The following is an 18193-nucleotide window of genomic DNA, read 5'->3' as shown; positions in this document are numbered from 1 at the left end:
AACACAATCCCGTACTTTGGATTCTGCTAATTTAAAAATAAGAATCCCTAAAAAAAACACTTTTATCCCTTATTATCAAAAAATTTTATTAGTTTTGCTCCTTGCATATTATCAGACTCTTAAAATAGAAGCAAATGAAAAAAGGTTTGAAAATCGCAGCTATCACCGTAGGAGTAATTATCATTCTGATGCTCCTTCTTCCCTTCGCCTTCCAAGGTAAGATAGCCGATATCGTAAAGACAGAAGGCAACAAGATGTTCAACGCTCAATTTGACTTTAAGAAACTCAACATTAGCCTGTTCCGTAACTTCCCGCAGGCTTCTGTCACTCTCGAAGATTTCTGGCTGAAAGGTACAGGAGAATTCGCTAACGATACCCTTGTACAAGCCGGAGAAGTTACTGCCGCCATTAATCTATTCTCACTTTTCGGAGATAGCGGCTATGATATTTCTAAAATCTTCATTGAAGACACCAAGTTGCATGCCATTGTATTGCCGGACGGGCAAGTCAATTGGGATATTATGAAACCGGACACGACCGCAACTGACGAAACACCAGCCGTTGAGGAAGAAGAATCTTCTCCTTTCAAAGTGAAACTACAACGTTTCGTCATCAAAAACATGAATTTGGTCTATGATGACCAACAAGGAAAAATGTATGCTGATATCCGCGACTTCAACGCTATCTGCGCAGGAGACTTGGGAAGTGAACGTACTACCCTGAAGCTGGAAGCGGAAACCAAATCCCTGACTTACAAGATGAATGGGATTCCTTTCCTGGCAAATGCCAATATCTCCGCAAAAATGGATGTAGATGCCGATCTTGCCAACAATAAATATACATTAAAGGATAATACGATTCGTCTTAATGCCATTCAGGCCGGTATCGACGGTTGGGTAGCTTTGAAAGGCCCGGCTATTGACATGGATTTGAAACTCAACACGAACGATATTGGTTTCAAAGAAATTCTTTCGTTAATTCCTGCCATCTACGCTACGGAGTTCTCCAGTCTGAAAACCGACGGAACAGCTACCCTTACGGCAACGGCCAAAGGTGTTCTGCAAGGAGATACGGTACCTGCATTCAATATTGATATGCAAGTCAAGAATGCTATGTTCCGCTATCCGGCTTTACCGGCAGGAGTAGACCAAATCAATATCAGTGCCAACGTTCAGAATCCGGGTGGTAATATCGACCTGACCACCATTGACATTAATCCGTTCAGCTTCCGCCTGGCAGGAAATCCGTTCAGTCTGACCGCTAACGTGAAAACACCCGTCAGTGACTCTGACTTCAAGGCTGAAGCCAAAGGTGTTCTTAACCTGGGCATGATTAAGCAGGTATATCCACTCGGGGATATGGAACTGAACGGAACAATTGACGCCGATATGCAAATGTCGGGACGTCTTTCCTATATCGAGCAGGAACAGTACGAACGTATGCAGGCTTCCGGTACTATCGGTCTGACGGGTATGAAGCTTAAAATGAAGGATATACCGGATGTAGAGATTAAGAAATCACTTTTCACTTTCACTCCGAAGTATCTTCAGTTGAGTGAAACGACTGTCAATATCGGAAAGAATGATATTACTGCCGATAGCCGGTTTGAAAACTACATCGGTTATGTTCTGAAAGGTACTACTCTGAAAGGTACACTGAATATCCGTTCCAACTATTTCAATCTGAATGATTTCATGACTGCTTCTACGGATGAAGCCGCTACATCGGATGCGGCAGCTACAGATTCCGTAGCCACAGCCACCGGAGTTGTTGAAGTGCCGCGTAACATTGACTTCCAAATGGATGCTAACCTGAAGCAGGTATTATTCGACAAGATGTCTTTCAACAATATGAATGGCAAACTCGTTGTAAAAGACGGTAAAGTAGACATGAAGAATTTATCCATGAGTACCATGGGCGGAAATGTGGTAATGAACGGATATTATTCTACCGCCAACGCAAAGAAGCCGGAACTGAAAGCCGGATTCAAACTGACGAACATTGGTTTTGCGCAAGCCTACAAGGAATTGGATATGGTACAGAAGATGGCTCCTATCTTTGAAAACCTGAAAGGTAATTTCTCCGGTAGCATTAATGTGTTGACGGATTTGGATGCAGCCATGAGCCCCGTATTGGATACGATGCAAGGGGACGGTAGCCTTTCTACCCGTGACCTTAGTTTAAGCGGAGTAAAAGCTATCGACCAGATCGCGGATGCTGTGAAGCAACCGAGCCTGAAAGATATGAAAGTGAAAAATATGACTTTGGATTTCACTATCAAGGACGGGCGGGTAGAAACGAAACCTTTCGATATCAAGATGGGTGACTATAACCTGAATCTTTCCGGTAGCACAGGGCTCGACCAAACCATTGATTACACAGGAAAGATTAAGTTACCTGCATCCGTGGGGAATATCTCCAAGTTAATGACTCTCGACCTGAAAATCGGTGGTTCATTTACTTCTCCGAAAGTCAGTGTCGATACGAAGAGTATGGCAAACCAGGCTGTTGAAGCCGTAGCCGACGAAGCTATCAGCAAACTCGGCCAGAAGCTTGGATTAGACTCTGCCGCTACTGCCAATAAGGATTCCATCAAACAAAAAGTGACGGAGAAGGCTGCTGAAAAAGCACTGGATTTCTTAAAGAAGAAACTTAAATAAAGAATCAAGGGAAGGAGAAGAGGTTATGCTTTTGAAGCTATATGATAAAAATAATAACCCGCAGGATTTACAACGTGTCATTGATATCCTGAATGACGGCGGACTTATCATCTATCCCACCGATACGATGTACGCCATCGGCTGCCACGGCCTGAAAGAGCGTGCCATAGAACGGATATGCCGAATCAAAGAGATAGACCCACGGAAGAACAACCTGTCCATCATCTGTTATGACTTGAGCAGTATCAGTGAATATGCCAAAGTAGACAATAGTGTCTTCAAGCTTATGAAGCATAACCTTCCGGGAGCATTCACCTTTATTCTGAACGGCACGAACCGGTTACCAAAAATTTTCCGCAACCGGAAAGAAGTGGGTATCCGTATGCCGGACAATAACATTATCCGTGAGATTGCCCGACTGCTCGATGCTCCTATTATGACTACCACCCTGCCTTATGAAGAACATGAGGATTTGGAGTACATGACCGACCCTGAACTTATAGACGAAAAGTTCGGCGACATAGTGGACTTGGTCATTGACGGTGGCATCGGAGGAATAGAACCTTCTACCGTAGTAAAATGCACAGAAGACGAACCGGAAATCGTCCGTCAGGGGAAAGGCTGGTTGGAAGAGAACTAATCTCATCTCCGCCGGAAATTCTATCATACAAAAGGGATATTCAGTAAATGTCCCACAAAAAATGGGCTGCAATCAATTTATCACTGATGCAGCCCATTCTTTATAGCGTTTATCTTATCCCTTACTTAATCAAAGATTCAGGGTCAAGGTGAGCGGATTCAATATCCTTGAAGTAGCGATACGTACCGACTTTCAATTCGGCAGTAGCAGCATCGTCACAAACAATGATACCCTTTTCATGCATCTGCAAAGCACTGATAGTCCACATCTGCGTAATAGAACCTTCTACTGCGTGATACAAAGCGCGCGCCTTGTTATGACCGTTAACGATAATCATCACTTCCTTTGCAGAAAGTACCGTACCCACTCCCACTGTCAATGAAGTCTTGGGAACTTTGTTGATGTCATTGTCAAAGAAACGGGAATTGGCAATGATAGTATCCATTGTCAATGTTTTCTGACGAGTGCGTGAAGTCAGGGAAGAACCCGGTTCGTTGAATGCGATATGTCCGTCAGGGCCGATACCACCCATAAACAAGTCGATACCGCCATAAGACTTAATCTTTTCTTCATAACGTGCACATTCTGCGTCCAGGTCAGGAGCATTACCATTCAGGATATTGGTGTTCTCCCGTTTGATGTCGATATGACCGAAGAAGTTGTTCCACATAAAAGAATAGTAGCTTTCAGGATGTTCTTTCGGCAATCCTACATACTCATCCATGTTGAATGTCACTACATTTTGGAAGGAAACGATTCCTTTCTTATTCAGATCAATCAACGCTTTGTACATACCCAGAGGAGAAGAACCGGTAGGGCAACCCAGTACAAATGGTTTTTCGGGTGTCGGATTGGCAGCCTTTATTTTTGCGGCAACATAATGTGCAGCCCACTGAGATACGGACTGGTAGTCCGGTTGAATAATTAATCTCATAAGTCGATTGTTTTATAGGTTAGTAATAAATATATTATCTCATTCACTGTATTAACGGTCTTTCTTCAAGCGTTCCGCCATGGCACGCGCCAAGTTTTCGCATTGGGTATAGGTGATATCTTTCATCGCCTGCTTCATCTCTACCGGATCGCCTATCAGCTCAAATTTGCTCTTTTCCGCAAATTCCGCCAGACGCTTCACAGCAGCACCTGCCCATGTGAAAGAACCGAAATAGCCCAGATAACGACCTTTCACCTCACGCAACAGAATCTTAGAAAGCAGCGCTTCTATTTCAGGGAATATCTGATTGCTGTAAGTGGGAGAACCGATGATAAGTCCCTTATAACGGAAAATATCCGCTATGATATAAGAAGGATGACTCTTCGTCACATTATGCATAACGATGTTCCTGACACCTTGTGCGGAAAGCTCCGCAGCAATAGCCTCAGCCATCTGCTCCGTATTTCCATACATACTTCCGTAGGCGATAACCACACCTTCATCCGCATCATAACGGCTCAAACGGTCATAGATACCAATCACTTTGGCAATATTCTCCGTCCATACCGGCCCGTGAGTAGAGCAAATAGCGGAAATAGGAAGTCCGCCGAGTTTCTGCAACGCTTTTTGTACAGGGCTTCCATATTTGCCGACGATGTTTGAATAGTAGCGAACCATCTCTCCCCAGTACTTATCTACATTCATACGGGTATCCAGGAAACCGCCGTCCAGCGTACCGAAACATCCGAATCCGTCACCTGAGAAAAGGATTCCATCCGTTTCGTCAAATGTCATCATCGTTTCCGGCCAATGTACCATCGGAGTCATATAAAAACGCAGTTTATGACGTCCCAAGGCAAGGAAATCTCCGTCCTTTACCAGATACTGTTCTCCGGTCACGCCATAAAAGCCTTCAATCATGCCGAATGTCTGCTTGTTGCCTACAATGATAATATCCGGATAATGCTGCTTAATCAATCGGATAGAACCGGAATGGTCAGGCTCCATATGATTTATAATCAAATAATTAATGGGACGCTCTCCAATCACTTGCTTGATCTTGCGCAAGTAGACTTCAAAATAACAGATATCCACCGTATCCACCAATGCCACCATTTCATCATCAATCAGATAAGAGTTATATGAAACTCCATAGGGTAATGGCCACATCGCCTCAAATCTATGCTTGTTACGGTCATTTACTCCCACATAGTGGACATTTCCTTTAATTCTTGTTTTATGTTCCATTCTTTAAGTTACATTAAAAATCTCTCTCACCACCCGATATTCCCCAAATAGGAATTGTTCAGGTAGTAAATTTATCGTCTGCAAAATTAATCCTTTTTTCCGAATCCTTGTACTTCTTGCCTTGATAAGCACCTCTTTCTTTCATTCTTTTTTGTAAACGCGCTACAAATTCATAATTTTTCAGTCCCCAGTCAGGAGCTATTAATAAATCTTTAGGAGATTGGGAGACAAAGCGTTCCACTACTATATGGGGACGAAGATGTTCTACATAGTCAATCACTAAATCAATATATTCATCTACTTTCGCAAACAAATGAAAATCAACGGGATTCTCAGCATATTCATGAGCCATGCGCGTGCCGCGAATCAGTTGCAACTGATGAATTTTCAGAGTGCTCAACGGCAGTTCCGACAGGATTTCCGCCTGTTCCACCATCGTGTCATGTGTCTCTCCCGGAAGTCCGAGGATGACATGTCCGCCTGTCAAGATACCACAAGCAGCAGTCCGCCCGACCGCTTCTGCTGTATCCGCATAAGTATGCCCCCTATTTATACGTTGCAGAGTTTTGTCGCAAGTACTTTCTATTCCATATTCCACCATGAGAAAAGTATGCCTGTTCAACTCTTCCAAGTAGTGCAATAAGCCTTCCGGCATACAATCCGGACGCGTTCCTATCACCAAACCTACGACATCTTTCACCTCTAGCGCCTCTTCATACTTACGTTTCAGTCCTTCCAATTCCGCATAAGTATTGGTATAAGCCTGAAAATAGGCAAGATATTTCATTTCCGGATATTTATGGGCGAAAAAGCACTTGCCTTCTTCCAGTTGGGTAGCGATGGATTTCTCCGTCCGGCAGTAATCCGGATTGAAAGTCTGGTTATTGCAATACGTACAGCCGCCCCACCCTTTCGTTCCATCCCGGTTGGGACAAGTAAAACCTGCATTCAATGATATCTTTTGTACTTTGTATGGAAAATACTTACGCAAGAAAGTAGGAAAATTATTATATAGAAAAGAAGTTGGCATATTCATTCTGTTCATTCATTATTTAATCTACAAACATAAGAAAAATCAGCGAGGTAAAAAAAGATGCCCCAAAATATCTTCAATATATTAAAATAATCATAAAGACCATAAGATAAATTAATAAATATGGTAATTTAAAAATCTATTTAATTAGCTTTGCCTCGATTTTAGGCATTGACGGGAGGATACTTGTGAAAGTCTTGTGCAATTTATTCCCCAATTATGATTTCATCTCACCATACCCCATGCAACTCTCGTCAATAAAATTATCCTCTTTATGTTCCTAATAAGAATATAAAGAGGATTTTGGTTTAAATAACTGTCGTTTCTTTAAGTTTCAATAAAGCACCGGAAAGGGGGCGATAATGCAATCAACATAAGAGGAAAAAATAATCAAAAAAGAGGATAATTCGTTCAATCCGCCTTTCCTGTTTTCTTTTCCGGTTTGTTTTGTTTATTTTTGCTTGGACATTAAAAACAACTACTATGAAACGGCTCATCACTCTATCTTTTGTCCTGCTGGCAGCGATTGCAATCATCGCCCAACCCATCTGTCAGGTAAAGCATTTCTCTGTCAGTGACGGTCTTGCCCAAGGAGTGGTAATGAGTATTTTACAAGACCGGAAAGGGCTTGTATGGTTCAGTACATGGAACGGGCTCAACAAATTCGACGGTTATACCTTCAAGACTTATAAGACTTCACAAGAAAGTGCCTACGCATTCGGTAGTAACCGTATGGGAATCATATCAGAAAGCAGATACGGAGATATATGGTGTCCCACTTACGACGGGCAGGCCTGCCTTTTCGATGTCGAAACCGAGAAGTTCATAGACGTCCTTCAACCGATAGAGCGTTCTACCAAACAAACGAATTATGTCACACGCATTTATTCGCTGAAAAAAGGCATTGCCTGGATTCTCTGTGAAAACGGATATGCATTCAGGGTAGACGAACAGTTATGCAAAAAAGGAGAAGGCATCACACTCTACGCTACTTCCAGCCACAACCTGAAAGGCGACCAGATAGTCAACGTTTATCAGGATTCGGAAGAAGATGAATGGATACTGACCGACAAAGGTATTTCAATCATAGGGAAGAAGACATTGGATACCGACTTCCCCTTCCAATTTATCACACAGATAAAAGAAACCATCTACCTGATTGCAGAAAATGACAAATTGGCCAAATACGATTTCCAGACCAAGAAGCTGAAGTTCGTAGATATCCCTTATCCGCACGGCAAAATAAATAACGTGACCGCCTTGGGAAAAGAGATGCTGGCATTGGGAACGGATAACGGATTGATACTCTATTCCACCCGGGAAGACAGCTTCCGGCAGATAGATATCCGCACCGCCACCCAATTCTCCAACTATGTGGAAACGGTCTATCAAGACCACTTGGGAGAACTCTGGATATTCTCCAAAGACCCGGGAATCATTCATATCAACCTCACTACCAACGAAAAAGAGCACCTGTTCACTCCCAAAGAAGAGCTTATCAAGCATGGGCGCAAAAGCCGCAAACTTATCTTTGAGGATAAAGCAGAGAATCTGTGGCTGCTTCCCACCGAAGGAAACTTCTGCTATTACGACAGGAAGGAGAAAACCCTCAAACCGCTTCTTACGGACATCAATAATCCCAAGTCTATTTTCAGCCCGTTAGTCAGGTCTTATACATTGGACAATCAGGGCAACTGCTGGTTTGCGACAGCACGCGGTGTAGAAAAGCTATGCTTCTTCCCGCAAAGCTATCAATTCAACCTGACTGACTATGAAGCGGAAACACGTGCCTTTCTACGTGACAGCAACAACCGCTTATGGACGGCATCCAAGTCGAACTATATTCAGATATACGCGCCTGACGGTACTTTGGAAGGTTATCTGTCCGCCCAGGGAAACATCGTCAAAGAAAAGCAGCCGTTCTACAACGGAGTATATTCCATTCTGGAAGATAAAAACAATAATATATGGTTGGGGACGAAAGACATCGGCCTTTTCCAATTAAGGAAAACAGGGACAAACCATTACTCTATCCATCATTTTGAACATCAGCCTGACAATCCTTACAGCCTGAGCAGTAACAGTATCTATGCCATCCATCAGGATAGCCGCAATCATATCTGGGTAGGATGCTATGGCGGCGGATTAAACCTGCTCACACAAGCCAAAGACGGCAAAATATCCTTTATCCATGGCAACAATGAACTGAGGAACTATCCCATAGCGTATGGCATGAAAGTGCGGAACATCGCCGAAGCACCGGGGGGAGTTATCCTTGTGGGAACGACCAACGGGCTGCTCACATTCTCAAACAACTTCGAGCGCCTGGAAGAAATCAAGTTCTACCGGAATATCCGCAGGCCAGGAGACAAGAACAGCCTCAGCGCCAACGACATCATGCACATATACACCGACAAGAACCAGACCACTTATATCATCAGTTTCACCGGTGGAGTAAACAAAGTCATATCTGAAAACCTACTTAGTGAGAATATCCAATTCAAGAACTATGACAAGAATAACGGACTGGCTTCGGATTTGGCACTTTCGATGATTGAAGATACACAGAACCAGTTATGGGTTGTTTCGGAGATAGCCCTCTCCAAATTCAATCCCGTCAAAGAAACGTTTGAAAACTACGAGTTGAGTTCTATTTATCAGGAGTTTAATTTCTCGGAAGCGATTCCTGTCATCAATGCCCGTAACCAGATAGTATTAGGGACGGATAAGGGATTTCTTGAAGTCTCTCCCGAAAAGATGCACAAGAGCGGATATGTTCCGCCTATTGTGTTCACGGGACTTAAGATTCAGGGACACTCCACGGATTATTCCATCGACAACCTGAAAGAACTGGAACTCGAGCCGTCGCAACGGAATGTCACTTTCCAATTCGCCGCGCTCGATTATGTGAATCCGAAAGGCATCTTATATGCCTACCGCCTGCAAGGACTGGAAGAAGAATGGAACGAAGCCGACAATAACCGGTCTGCAAGCTATATCAACTTACCCGCAGGCAAATATCAGTTGCAGGTAAAATCAACGAACAGTGACGGCGTATGGACGGATAATGTACGTACCATGTCCGTACACGTACTTCCCACCTTTTGGGAAACCTATTGGGCATGGCTGCTCTATTTCGTCCTGTTCATACTCTTCACAGCCACAATCGTATATGTACTGTTCTACATCTACCGGCTGCGCCACAGGGTCGATATGGAGCAACAATTAGCCAACATCAAATTGCGTTTCTTTACCGACATTTCCCATGAGCTGCGCACTCCGCTGACTCTAATCAGCAGTCCTGTAACAGAAGTTCTGGAGAATGAGCCCCTTTCACCTTCCGCACGCGAACATCTTACGTTAGTGCATCAGAATACCGAGCGTATGCTCCGGTTGATGAACCAGATACTGGATTTCCGCAAGATTCAGAACCAGAAGATGAAGCTATTGATAGAAGAGACAGACTTGGTGCCGCTCCTGCAAAAAGTTATGAACAGCTTCAGGCTGATAGCGGAAGAAAAGCACATCAACTACCGGTTACATACCAAGGTTGAATCCGTATATAGCTGGGTGGACAGGGATAAATTTGAAAAGATATTCTTCAACCTGCTCTCCAACGCATTTAAATATACGCCTGCCGACAAGTCGATAACAGTCAGCATCTCGACGAAAGAAAAGGCAGTGGAGATAGAAGTGGCGGACGAAGGCATCGGCATCGCGGCGGAAAAACAACACTCCCTCTTCCAACGCTTCGAATCATTAGTAAAACAGAATATCCTGCAACCGTCTTCCGGCATCGGCCTGTCTCTGGTAAAAGAAATGGTGGAAATGCATCACGGCACTATCGAAGTGGACAGCCAACCCGGTACTGGCAGCCGCTTCACAGTCATTCTGCCCTTGCAGAAAGAAGTATTTGAAGAAGATGGACAAGTCGAATTCATCCTGAATGACAGCCTGGACTCACCCCCTCACCCCGCCGACAGCATGCAAGCTATCGAAGAGACAGAGGAAAAAGAGGAACAGGAACGCAATTCCGACAATTTCTCCATACTGGTCGTAGAAGACAATGAAGAGCTCAAAGCCTTTTTGAGGAATATCCTGTCGGAGAATTACACCGTCATAACGGCATCCAACGGCGAAGAGGGACTGCAACGTGCCGCCGACAATCTGCCCGACCTTATCATCAGCGACGTCATGATGCCGGTTATGGACGGACTTGAGATGGTCAGATTAATCAAAGAGAACAACAACATCTGCCATATCCCCATCATCGTTCTGTCCGCCAAAGCATCCCTCGACGACCGTATCGCCGGGCTGGAACAAGGCATAGATGACTATATTACCAAGCCTTTCAGCGCCACTTACCTGAAGACACGCATAGCATCCCTGCTACGCCAACGCAAAGCGTTGCAGGAAATCTATATGAACAAACTGATGGAAGGCAAAAACACTTCTTCCGCCGCTCCTGTTGCCGGCTCCCTCACCCCGTCTCAACCGCAGATAACCCCGTACGACGAGCAATTCATGGAGAAAGTGATGGAATTTATGGAAGAACAGATGGACAACGCCGAACTCACCATTGACGAATTTGCCGAAAAGTTAATGCTAAGCCGCACCATCTTCTACCGCAAACTGAAATCAATCATCGGACTGACACCCGTAGACTTCATACGCGAAATACGTATCAAGCGTGCCGTCCAACTGATTGACAGCGGCGAGTACAACTTCTCCCAAGTAGCCTACATGACAGGCTTCAACGATCCGAAATATTTCAGTAAATGCTTCAAGAAAGTGATAGGAATCACACCGTCGGAATATAAGGAAAAGAAAAAGTAAATAAATACTCCTTTTCTACCGGATATTACCCGAAGAAACAACGAAAACCCCGTACTATTGCAGTCTCAAATCTAAAAACCAAAAGAAACAGAAAATGAAAAAGCAATGGATTATCGCCTGTCTTACCGGAATATTCATGATGAACGTGCAGGCACAACAACCAGAAAAGTATCCCTATCAGGACACAAAGCTGACTGCTGAACAACGGGCAGACGACTTGCTTCAACGTCTCACACTGGAAGAAAAAGTCGCATTGATGCAGAACAACTCCCCCGCCATCCCCCGTCTCGGCATCAAGCCTTACGAATGGTGGAACGAAGCGCTTCACGGCGTGGCGCGTGCCGGACTGGCTACCGTCTTCCCGCAAGCAATAGGCATGGCGGCTTCTTTCAATGACGGATTATTATATGAAGTGTTCGACGCCGTATCCGACGAAGCACGTGCCAAAAACCGCGCCTTCAATGAAAGAGGACAATACAAACGCTATCAAGGACTGACCATGTGGACACCCAACGTCAACATCTTCCGCGACCCGCGTTGGGGACGGGGACAAGAGACCTACGGCGAAGACCCCTACTTGAGCGGGCGCATGGGAATGGCGGCAGTAAGAGGCCTGCAAGGGCCCGAAGACGCTGAATACGACAAACTTCATGCCTGTGCCAAACACTTTGCCGTACACTCCGGCCCTGAATGGAACCGCCATAGTTTCAATGCCGAAAATATCGCTCCGAGAGATTTATGGGAAACGTATCTTCCCGCGTTCAAGGAACTCGTGCAGAAAGCGGGAGTAAAAGAAGTGATGTGCGCCTACAACCGTTTCGAGGGTGAACCCTGCTGCGGCAGCAACCGCCTGCTCACCCAAATTCTCCGTGACGACTGGGGCTTCGAAGGTCTTGTTGTCACCGACTGCGGAGCTATCGGAGACTTCTTCCAACGTAAAAAACATGAAACGCATCCCGACGCCGCACACGCTTCCGCCGATGCCGTACTGAGCGGAACCGACCTCGAATGTGGCGGCAATTTCAAAAGCATAACGGAAGCCGTAGCGAAAGGGCTTATCTCCGAAGAGAGAATCAACACGTCCGTCAAAAGACTGTTGAAAGCCCGTTTTGAACTGGGCGAAATGAACGGAACTCATCCGTGGAGTGAAATCCCCTATTCGGTAGTAGACTGCCCCAAGCATAAGGAACTGGCACTGAGGATGGCGCACGAAAGTCTGGTACTGCTTCAGAATAAAGGAAACCTGCTCCCCCTGAACCGCAGGATGAAAGTTGCCGTTGTCGGCCCGAATGCCAACGACTCGGTGATGCAATGGGGCAACTATAACGGATTCCCGTCACATACCGTCACCCTGTTGGAAGGACTGCGTGCCAAACTTCCCGAAGCACAAATCGTTTATGAACCCGTCTGCGGATATACAAACGATACCACCCTGCACAGTCTTTTCAACCAATGCAGCATCAACGGGAAAGCGGGATTCGACGCCACTTACTGGAACAACCGCGAATATAAAGGTGAAATAGCAGCTACCGACCATCTGTCCACTCCTTTCCACTTCAGTGCAGAGGGTTCTACCGTGTTTGCTCCGGGAGTGAGACTGAAGAATTTCACTGCCATCTACCGCACCACTTTCCGTCCGGCAGACTCCGGCGCGGCAACTTTCCGAATCATGAGCAATGGCGGACTCACCATATTCATCAACGGAAAACAAGTGGCCGAAGGAACGAACATCAAAAATCCCGCCAACCTGTATTCGTTCAATTACGAAGCCGGCAAGAGCTACGACATCGAGCTGCATTTCATTCAGGTGAAAGATAACCCTTCACTCAATTTCGACCTTGCCCGACTTACTCCTATGGATACACAGGACATCCTCGACAAGCTGAAAGATACAGATGTCGTTATCTTCGCCGGGGGCATCTCTCCTCTATTGGAAGGCGAATCCATGAGAGTGTCCGACCCCGGATTTAAAGGTGGCGACCGCACGGAAATCGAACTGCCCGCCATCCAACGCGAAGTTCTGGCTCTTTTGAAAAAGAATGGTAAAAAGACAGTATTCGTCAACTTTTCTGGCTCGGCAATGGCAATCGTGCCCGAGACACGGAACTGCGACGCTATCCTGCAAGCATGGTATCCCGGACAGGCAGGCGGAACAGCCGTTGCCGACGTACTCTTCGGAGATTACAATCCTACCGGACGTTTGCCCGTCACCTTCTACAAGAATATGCAGCAACTGCCGGATTATGAGGACTATTCAATGCAGGGGCGCACCTACCGCTTTATGCGTGAAACTCCCCTGTATCCTTTCGGCTACGGATTAAGTTATACCCGCTTCTCTTATGGAAAAGGCAAACTGAACCAGTCGAAGCTACACAAAGGTGAAAAAGTTATCCTCACCATTCCAGTAAGTAACATCGGGCAGAGAGACGGTGAAGAAGTTGTGCAAGTATATATTTCGCGTCCTGACGATAAGGGGGGCCCGCAAAAGACACTTCGCGGTTTCAAACGGGTCAACATAGCCAAAGGCAAGACGGAAAATATAACAATCGAGCTTCCCTACGAATCATTCGAGTGGTTTGATACCGCGACCAACACAATACATCCCCTGACAGGAACATACAAGGTGCTTTATGGAAGCAGTTCAGCCGACGACGATTTGCAATCACTCCCTATAAAGATTTTATAATTTTACTCTCATACCCTCATAAGCTACTTCAATCCCTTTATTCATCGGGGTTGTAGCTATGAGGGTAAACTATGATAGCACCCTGATAGTAAAAGTTACCCTCATACACAAAAATTACCATATCCAGAACTCTGTCATCTGATTTACAGGGTATTAATAGTTATCATGCCAAGTATTAACACTCTACATCCTAACTATTAATAGTTGAGAAATCAGGTATTAATAGCTGATAAATGATGCAATACTACCCAATAAATGATTCAGCATTACTTGAAACAACAGATAGAATAGCCTGCAACTCTAAAGCAAAAAGTACATCTTATAGGATAACAACTTGTTTGCTATAGGGCGACAATCTGTTTCATGCTTTGAAACAATGTGTTCAGAGCCTTGAAACAAAGTGTTTCACCCTATTAAACAGTTTGTTTCAAGCGCTTGAAACAAATTTAATCTACTGCCAACCCGAAAAGTAAAGCATTTAATACGGTTGTTATCTAATTCCCGCCAATTTAATTGTTTGTACTCCAAAAATATCTATATTTACAATAAATGGCGAAAATTAACCGCCGTGAAATTAACCGTCGTTATTTTTAGGAGACACTATGAGATTTTATACATCTTCTGTTGAAGTTCCAAAAGTTCCTTTTCCATTTCTTTATCGTTTTTATTAAGGATAGTTATCTAAGAAACCATTCGCTGTTGGATATTTCACAAAAAAGTGAATATAGTCTTCATGAATTTCTAATCTGAAAACAGGCAAATTATTATCTTCCAATTTCAGTTGATATTGTCTTATTTGACCTTCTATTTCATCTGCAAGAAACGGACTAAAAGCATCTACACATTCATAAAGCTCTCTACACAAACCTCTTAATTTTGGTGGAAATAGACTTTTCACCAATCGCGCTTCATAATAATACTCAATATCATTATGCTCACATATATTTTCAATATAAGCATAAACAGTATTTTCTGTTTGAGAAACTATTTTATCTGTTTTCCATTCCAAACTCATAATTTTCTTAGATTAAATGAATGACAATAATTTGCAAATAGCTGACTATTAAGGCAGTCCATAGGCTTATTATCGGTATCTTTTTATTCGTTATCAGATTCAATATAATTTCGTTCCCATTCATCTTCAATAGATATTCGATGAGCTTCTTCTCCGTAGTCCAAATCAAAAACTTCATTCAAAGTTGCATCTTTTAGAATTAATTCTTTCAGAGCTACTAATTTAATATCTTTCCCGGTCTGCTCTCCGGTTAAAAACTGCCAGTCCCCGTCAGAATCATGAACCACATTTAATATCGGCTTACTTTCTTCCAACCATTGTTTGGTTGTAAAGACACCTAAATTTTCACTCTCAAAAAATTTAAAATCATAGTTCCTGTCCAATAGTGGTTGTTTAAATTTGAGATTGCTATCGAAATTTTCATCCCACGGAAAACAACCGTTCTTATCAGTCCAGATAAATTCTAAAACAGGAAATACGAAGTTATAATAATCAAGAGCGAATCCAACATAATCATTCAAACTCCGTTTATCTACTTGCAGAAAATAATTACTTCCATTCTCCAGAAAATCGCAATACAATTCGTTTGGCTGTACGATATTTCCATTTAGTACAAATTTACCAACTTCATTTACAATTGAATGAAGTATATCTATCGAGAGTCCGAAAACAATTATTTCCGGGTGTTTACATGTTTTCCATAATCCAATACTATACGCAAATGAAGGAAGATAATCCGTTGCTTCAATCAGAATGACCGAAAAACCATATTTATCAATATCCGAATTTATTTTTTCAAACTCTTTCATATCATTATTATTTTACGTTATACTACATTTTGCAATTTATCGAAATTAAGATAAACAGCCTTGCCTAGAAAATCGTCAAAAGAAGGTGCTATGTACTTGATAGAAGCCATATCTAAATCTCCCAAATCCACCCTATATATACTATTGTCAGGCAGATAAAAAATATATCCAATATCACCATCCATGCCAAATGCCAAATACTCTTTTTGAAGATATTTTTGTATTCCATAATCATGATTGTAAGCAATAATATCTTCAATAGCCCATATATAAATGTAGTTATCTCCTAACTTACCCTCACCACCATTGCTCCATAACAAAAAACTTTTGTACTGTTTTGGCAAGGTTGTATTTAGCTGCTTTTCTACATCTTCAATAAACGCAGTATTTGCACCATCCTTTTTATACCATTTACTTTCTATTACTTCCATATTGTTTTTATTCCCAGTTCTAATGTTTAGTGACTAATCGACCTTGGGGGAGATTAATCCGTTGTTTTATGCGTATTTACTTTATTACACAATTATTTTCTTTAATGAAATATCCATCTCTAATATCTTTTAATGCTGACGTACTGATTTTTATCTTAGTCCTATGCACGTTCTCGCCAATCGTTATTGTCAGATTTTGACATAGGTGTTTTATCTTATCAACCGCAACTTGATACACTTCATTATAGGTATCCAATTCATTACACTTTTTTTCGCACCCTTCTTCCTCTTTCAAATATATTTTCTTCGGAAATTCAAACTGAATCCCCATTATATTCTCTGGAAATTGTGTAAAGCTGAATTTAGATTGTAATTTCTGCTCTTCATCAAGATAGAGAACAAAAATATTTATTCCCACACAAGGCTCTATAAAATCAGATGTCTTATACCATAGTTTATCTTCTTTATCTTGAAATGAAGCATAGTAAGTACATTTGCTTAGGTCATTAGTAACCCCCATTAATAGCTTTGTTATAACATTATCCCTTCTAAAATTGAACTTGTGTCCAGATATTAATAGATGGTAGAACTCCTCATAATCACTTATAAAACTCTCAATACCAGTTTCAACATAATCCGCAGGTACTCGCCGACAAAATTCCACAAGGTGAAAACCCCTCAGAATCTCTTTTAATTCTTGAGGAGTGACTAAAAATTTACAGGTGTTCCATCCACCAATAGGGTAATATTTCATATTCGAGTTATCTATTATTTCTTATATACATAACGTCCGTCAGCGTTCCGTTTTTAGGTGGTTTGCTGTTTGTTACCAATATTTAAATATGTTCTTCCACATTTGCTAGAACTTCACAATCACAATAACCGCCATGTTCACGTAGCCAATCAACAATTCTGTTGAAGTCAATATTATTTTCTTGGCAGAACAACTTAGTTAATGTATAGTCATGCTTACATCCAACTTCCAAATTGTCACCCAGATAGTCTAAAAGTCTTTTTATCATATCTATATCTATTGATTGACAACTTTCACAATTCACATCTTCAATTATTTTATCAAAAGTGGCATTGAATCCCCAACCAGTAGGAGCAGGAAAAATGAAAGCACCTTCAACATTTTCAGTTTTTAACCTTGGTATTGCCGTTTCGATAAAAAACGTTAGTTCCCATTTGTTAGGAATATATTTCCTCATATCATTATTCGCTTCAATGAACAAAGTTCCTGAATATTCATCGGGAAATAGATATAGATGTTTCTTGTTGTTTTTATCTATATTCAGTGCAATTTCTCTTTTGCTTTTATTATAGAGAACATATAATGAACGTGTGTGCCTTACATTGTTTATAAAGAATACATACCTGTCATCAGGTGTTTTCTTGCAAAGTTGTTCTATTTCAATTACCATCTTATTTTCATTTTATGGGTTGATAACGGTTTCCATTTAAGACAACGGAAGTGCGTGTTAGCGATATTTTCCTTCTGAATTATCCTATTCCACAAAAGATTGTACCATGCTTTCGTAGAGTTGTTCACGCAACTGACTCAGTTTACTATTTTCATCTATGCAAATGACCCCATTTCTCACTAAAACCAAATCATTAAATGACCCCATTCCGCCAAATAGACTTTTAATTTTTCTTAGCCAATCCCCTCGGGAAGAATAATTGTCTGCATACAACCTTTTGAGATTAGAAGCCCAGCCATGTTCACCTGTAATTTCTAATAATTCTATTATTTCTAAAAGAATTTCTCTTATTTCTTTTTCCATCTTTCCTTTCATGTTGACTGCCAATAATCGGCTATATTACAGATTCTATTTTTTCAGCGTTCTGCCATTAAGCGGTTGTACTGTTGTTATTTAGGCTTCATTCCTATTTTTATT

General features: G+C 42.4%; 13 protein-coding genes. 4 read left to right on the top strand and 9 right to left on the bottom strand.

What is annotated here, in order from left to right:
• Window positions 1–134 precede the first annotated feature (134 nt).
• Window positions 135–2660, top strand: coding sequence for an AsmA family protein (locus BQ7997_RS19155; RefSeq protein ID WP_073347673.1), 2526 nt, complete (start codon window positions 135–137; stop codon window positions 2658–2660).
• Window positions 2661–2685: 25 nt separating this feature from the next.
• On the top strand, window positions 2686–3300 hold the full coding sequence (locus BQ7997_RS19150) for an L-threonylcarbamoyladenylate synthase (protein WP_044655952.1): 615 nt from the start codon (window positions 2686–2688) through the stop codon (window positions 3298–3300).
• 121 nt (window positions 3301–3421) lie between these two features.
• On the opposite strand, the gene nagB is transcribed toward BQ7997_RS19150, so the two are convergent.
• Genes nagB through BQ7997_RS19135 form a run of 3 tightly spaced genes read right to left on the bottom strand, consistent with a single transcriptional unit; the run spans window position 3422 to window position 6518 of the window.
• Complete coding sequence (gene nagB, locus BQ7997_RS19145; RefSeq protein ID WP_022139126.1) at window positions 3422–4234, bottom strand: glucosamine-6-phosphate deaminase; 813 nt, start codon at window positions 4232–4234, stop codon at window positions 3422–3424.
• Window positions 4235–4285: 51 nt separating this feature from the next.
• Complete coding sequence (locus BQ7997_RS19140; protein ID WP_073347672.1) at window positions 4286–5482, bottom strand: FprA family A-type flavoprotein; 1197 nt, start codon at window positions 5480–5482, stop codon at window positions 4286–4288.
• Window positions 5483–5540: 58 nt separating this feature from the next.
• Window positions 5541–6518: a tRNA modification radical SAM protein MnmL/YtqA gene (locus BQ7997_RS19135; RefSeq protein WP_210436315.1), complete on the bottom strand. Its 978-nt coding sequence runs from the start codon at window positions 6516–6518 to the stop codon at window positions 5541–5543.
• 480 nt (window positions 6519–6998) lie between these two features.
• Between BQ7997_RS19135 and BQ7997_RS19130 the strand changes: the two genes are divergently transcribed.
• On the top strand, window positions 6999–11351 hold the full coding sequence (locus tag BQ7997_RS19130) for a hybrid sensor histidine kinase/response regulator transcription factor (RefSeq protein ID WP_073347671.1): 4353 nt from the start codon (window positions 6999–7001) through the stop codon (window positions 11349–11351).
• 94 nt (window positions 11352–11445) lie between these two features.
• On the top strand, window positions 11446–14037 hold the full coding sequence (gene xyl3A, locus BQ7997_RS19125; protein ID WP_073347670.1) for a xylan 1,4-beta-xylosidase: 2592 nt from the start codon (window positions 11446–11448) through the stop codon (window positions 14035–14037).
• 667 nt (window positions 14038–14704) lie between these two features.
• Here xyl3A and BQ7997_RS19120 read toward each other — a convergent pair.
• The 6 genes from BQ7997_RS19120 to BQ7997_RS19095 form a co-directional block, all read right to left on the bottom strand.
• On the bottom strand, window positions 14705–15052 hold the full coding sequence (locus BQ7997_RS19120) for a hypothetical protein (RefSeq protein WP_022137781.1): 348 nt from the start codon (window positions 15050–15052) through the stop codon (window positions 14705–14707).
• 83 nt (window positions 15053–15135) lie between these two features.
• On the bottom strand, window positions 15136–15861 hold the full coding sequence (locus tag BQ7997_RS19115) for a DUF4262 domain-containing protein (RefSeq protein ID WP_022137782.1): 726 nt from the start codon (window positions 15859–15861) through the stop codon (window positions 15136–15138).
• A 17-nt stretch (window positions 15862–15878) separates the two neighbouring features.
• Entirely contained in the window at window positions 15879–16292 is a 414-nt protein-coding gene (locus BQ7997_RS19110) for an SMI1/KNR4 family protein (protein WP_022137783.1), read from the bottom strand.
• Window positions 16293–16368: 76 nt separating this feature from the next.
• Window positions 16369–17046, bottom strand: a complete 678-nt coding sequence (locus tag BQ7997_RS19105; RefSeq protein WP_073347669.1) for a hypothetical protein — start codon at window positions 17044–17046, stop codon at window positions 16369–16371.
• Between the two features lie 82 nt (window positions 17047–17128).
• Window positions 17129–17716 carry a DUF2695 domain-containing protein gene (locus BQ7997_RS24980; RefSeq protein ID WP_083589303.1) on the bottom strand — a complete coding sequence of 196 codons (588 nt, stop codon included), beginning with the start codon at window positions 17714–17716 and terminating at the stop codon, window positions 17129–17131.
• A gap of 84 nt (window positions 17717–17800) precedes the next feature.
• Window positions 17801–18079 carry a DUF6966 domain-containing protein gene (locus BQ7997_RS19095; RefSeq protein ID WP_139260934.1) on the bottom strand — a complete coding sequence of 93 codons (279 nt, stop codon included), beginning with the start codon at window positions 18077–18079 and terminating at the stop codon, window positions 17801–17803.
• Window positions 18080–18193: the final 114 nt, after the last annotated feature.

It is taken from the genome of Bacteroides congonensis, from assembly GCF_900130125.1.
Lineage (GTDB): Bacteria > Bacteroidota > Bacteroidia > Bacteroidales > Bacteroidaceae > Bacteroides > Bacteroides congonensis.
The sequence above is the reverse complement of the archived record's forward strand: the minus strand, read 5'-3'. Positions and strand labels throughout refer to the sequence as shown.

Coding starts and splice junctions, on each gene's coding strand:
- BQ7997_RS19155 (WP_073347673.1), top strand. CDS start 135: ATGAAAAAAGGTTTGAAAATCGCAGCTATCACCGTAGGAGTAATTATC.
- BQ7997_RS19150 (WP_044655952.1), top strand. CDS start 2,686: ATGCTTTTGAAGCTATATGATAAAAATAATAACCCGCAGGATTTACAA.
- nagB (WP_022139126.1), bottom strand. CDS start 4,234: ATGAGATTAATTATTCAACCGGACTACCAGTCCGTATCTCAGTGGGCT.
- BQ7997_RS19140 (WP_073347672.1), bottom strand. CDS start 5,482: ATGGAACATAAAACAAGAATTAAAGGAAATGTCCACTATGTGGGAGTA.
- BQ7997_RS19135 (WP_210436315.1), bottom strand. CDS start 6,518: ATGAATATGCCAACTTCTTTTCTATATAATAATTTTCCTACTTTCTTG.
- BQ7997_RS19130 (WP_073347671.1), top strand. CDS start 6,999: ATGAAACGGCTCATCACTCTATCTTTTGTCCTGCTGGCAGCGATTGCA.
- xyl3A (WP_073347670.1), top strand. CDS start 11,446: ATGAAAAAGCAATGGATTATCGCCTGTCTTACCGGAATATTCATGATG.
- BQ7997_RS19120 (WP_022137781.1), bottom strand. CDS start 15,052: ATGAGTTTGGAATGGAAAACAGATAAAATAGTTTCTCAAACAGAAAAT.
- BQ7997_RS19115 (WP_022137782.1), bottom strand. CDS start 15,861: ATGAAAGAGTTTGAAAAAATAAATTCGGATATTGATAAATATGGTTTT.
- BQ7997_RS19110 (WP_022137783.1), bottom strand. CDS start 16,292: ATGGAAGTAATAGAAAGTAAATGGTATAAAAAGGATGGTGCAAATACT.
- BQ7997_RS19105 (WP_073347669.1), bottom strand. CDS start 17,046: ATGAAATATTACCCTATTGGTGGATGGAACACCTGTAAATTTTTAGTC.
- BQ7997_RS24980 (WP_083589303.1), bottom strand. CDS start 17,716: ATGGTAATTGAAATAGAACAACTTTGCAAGAAAACACCTGATGACAGG.
- BQ7997_RS19095 (WP_139260934.1), bottom strand. CDS start 18,079: ATGGAAAAAGAAATAAGAGAAATTCTTTTAGAAATAATAGAATTATTA.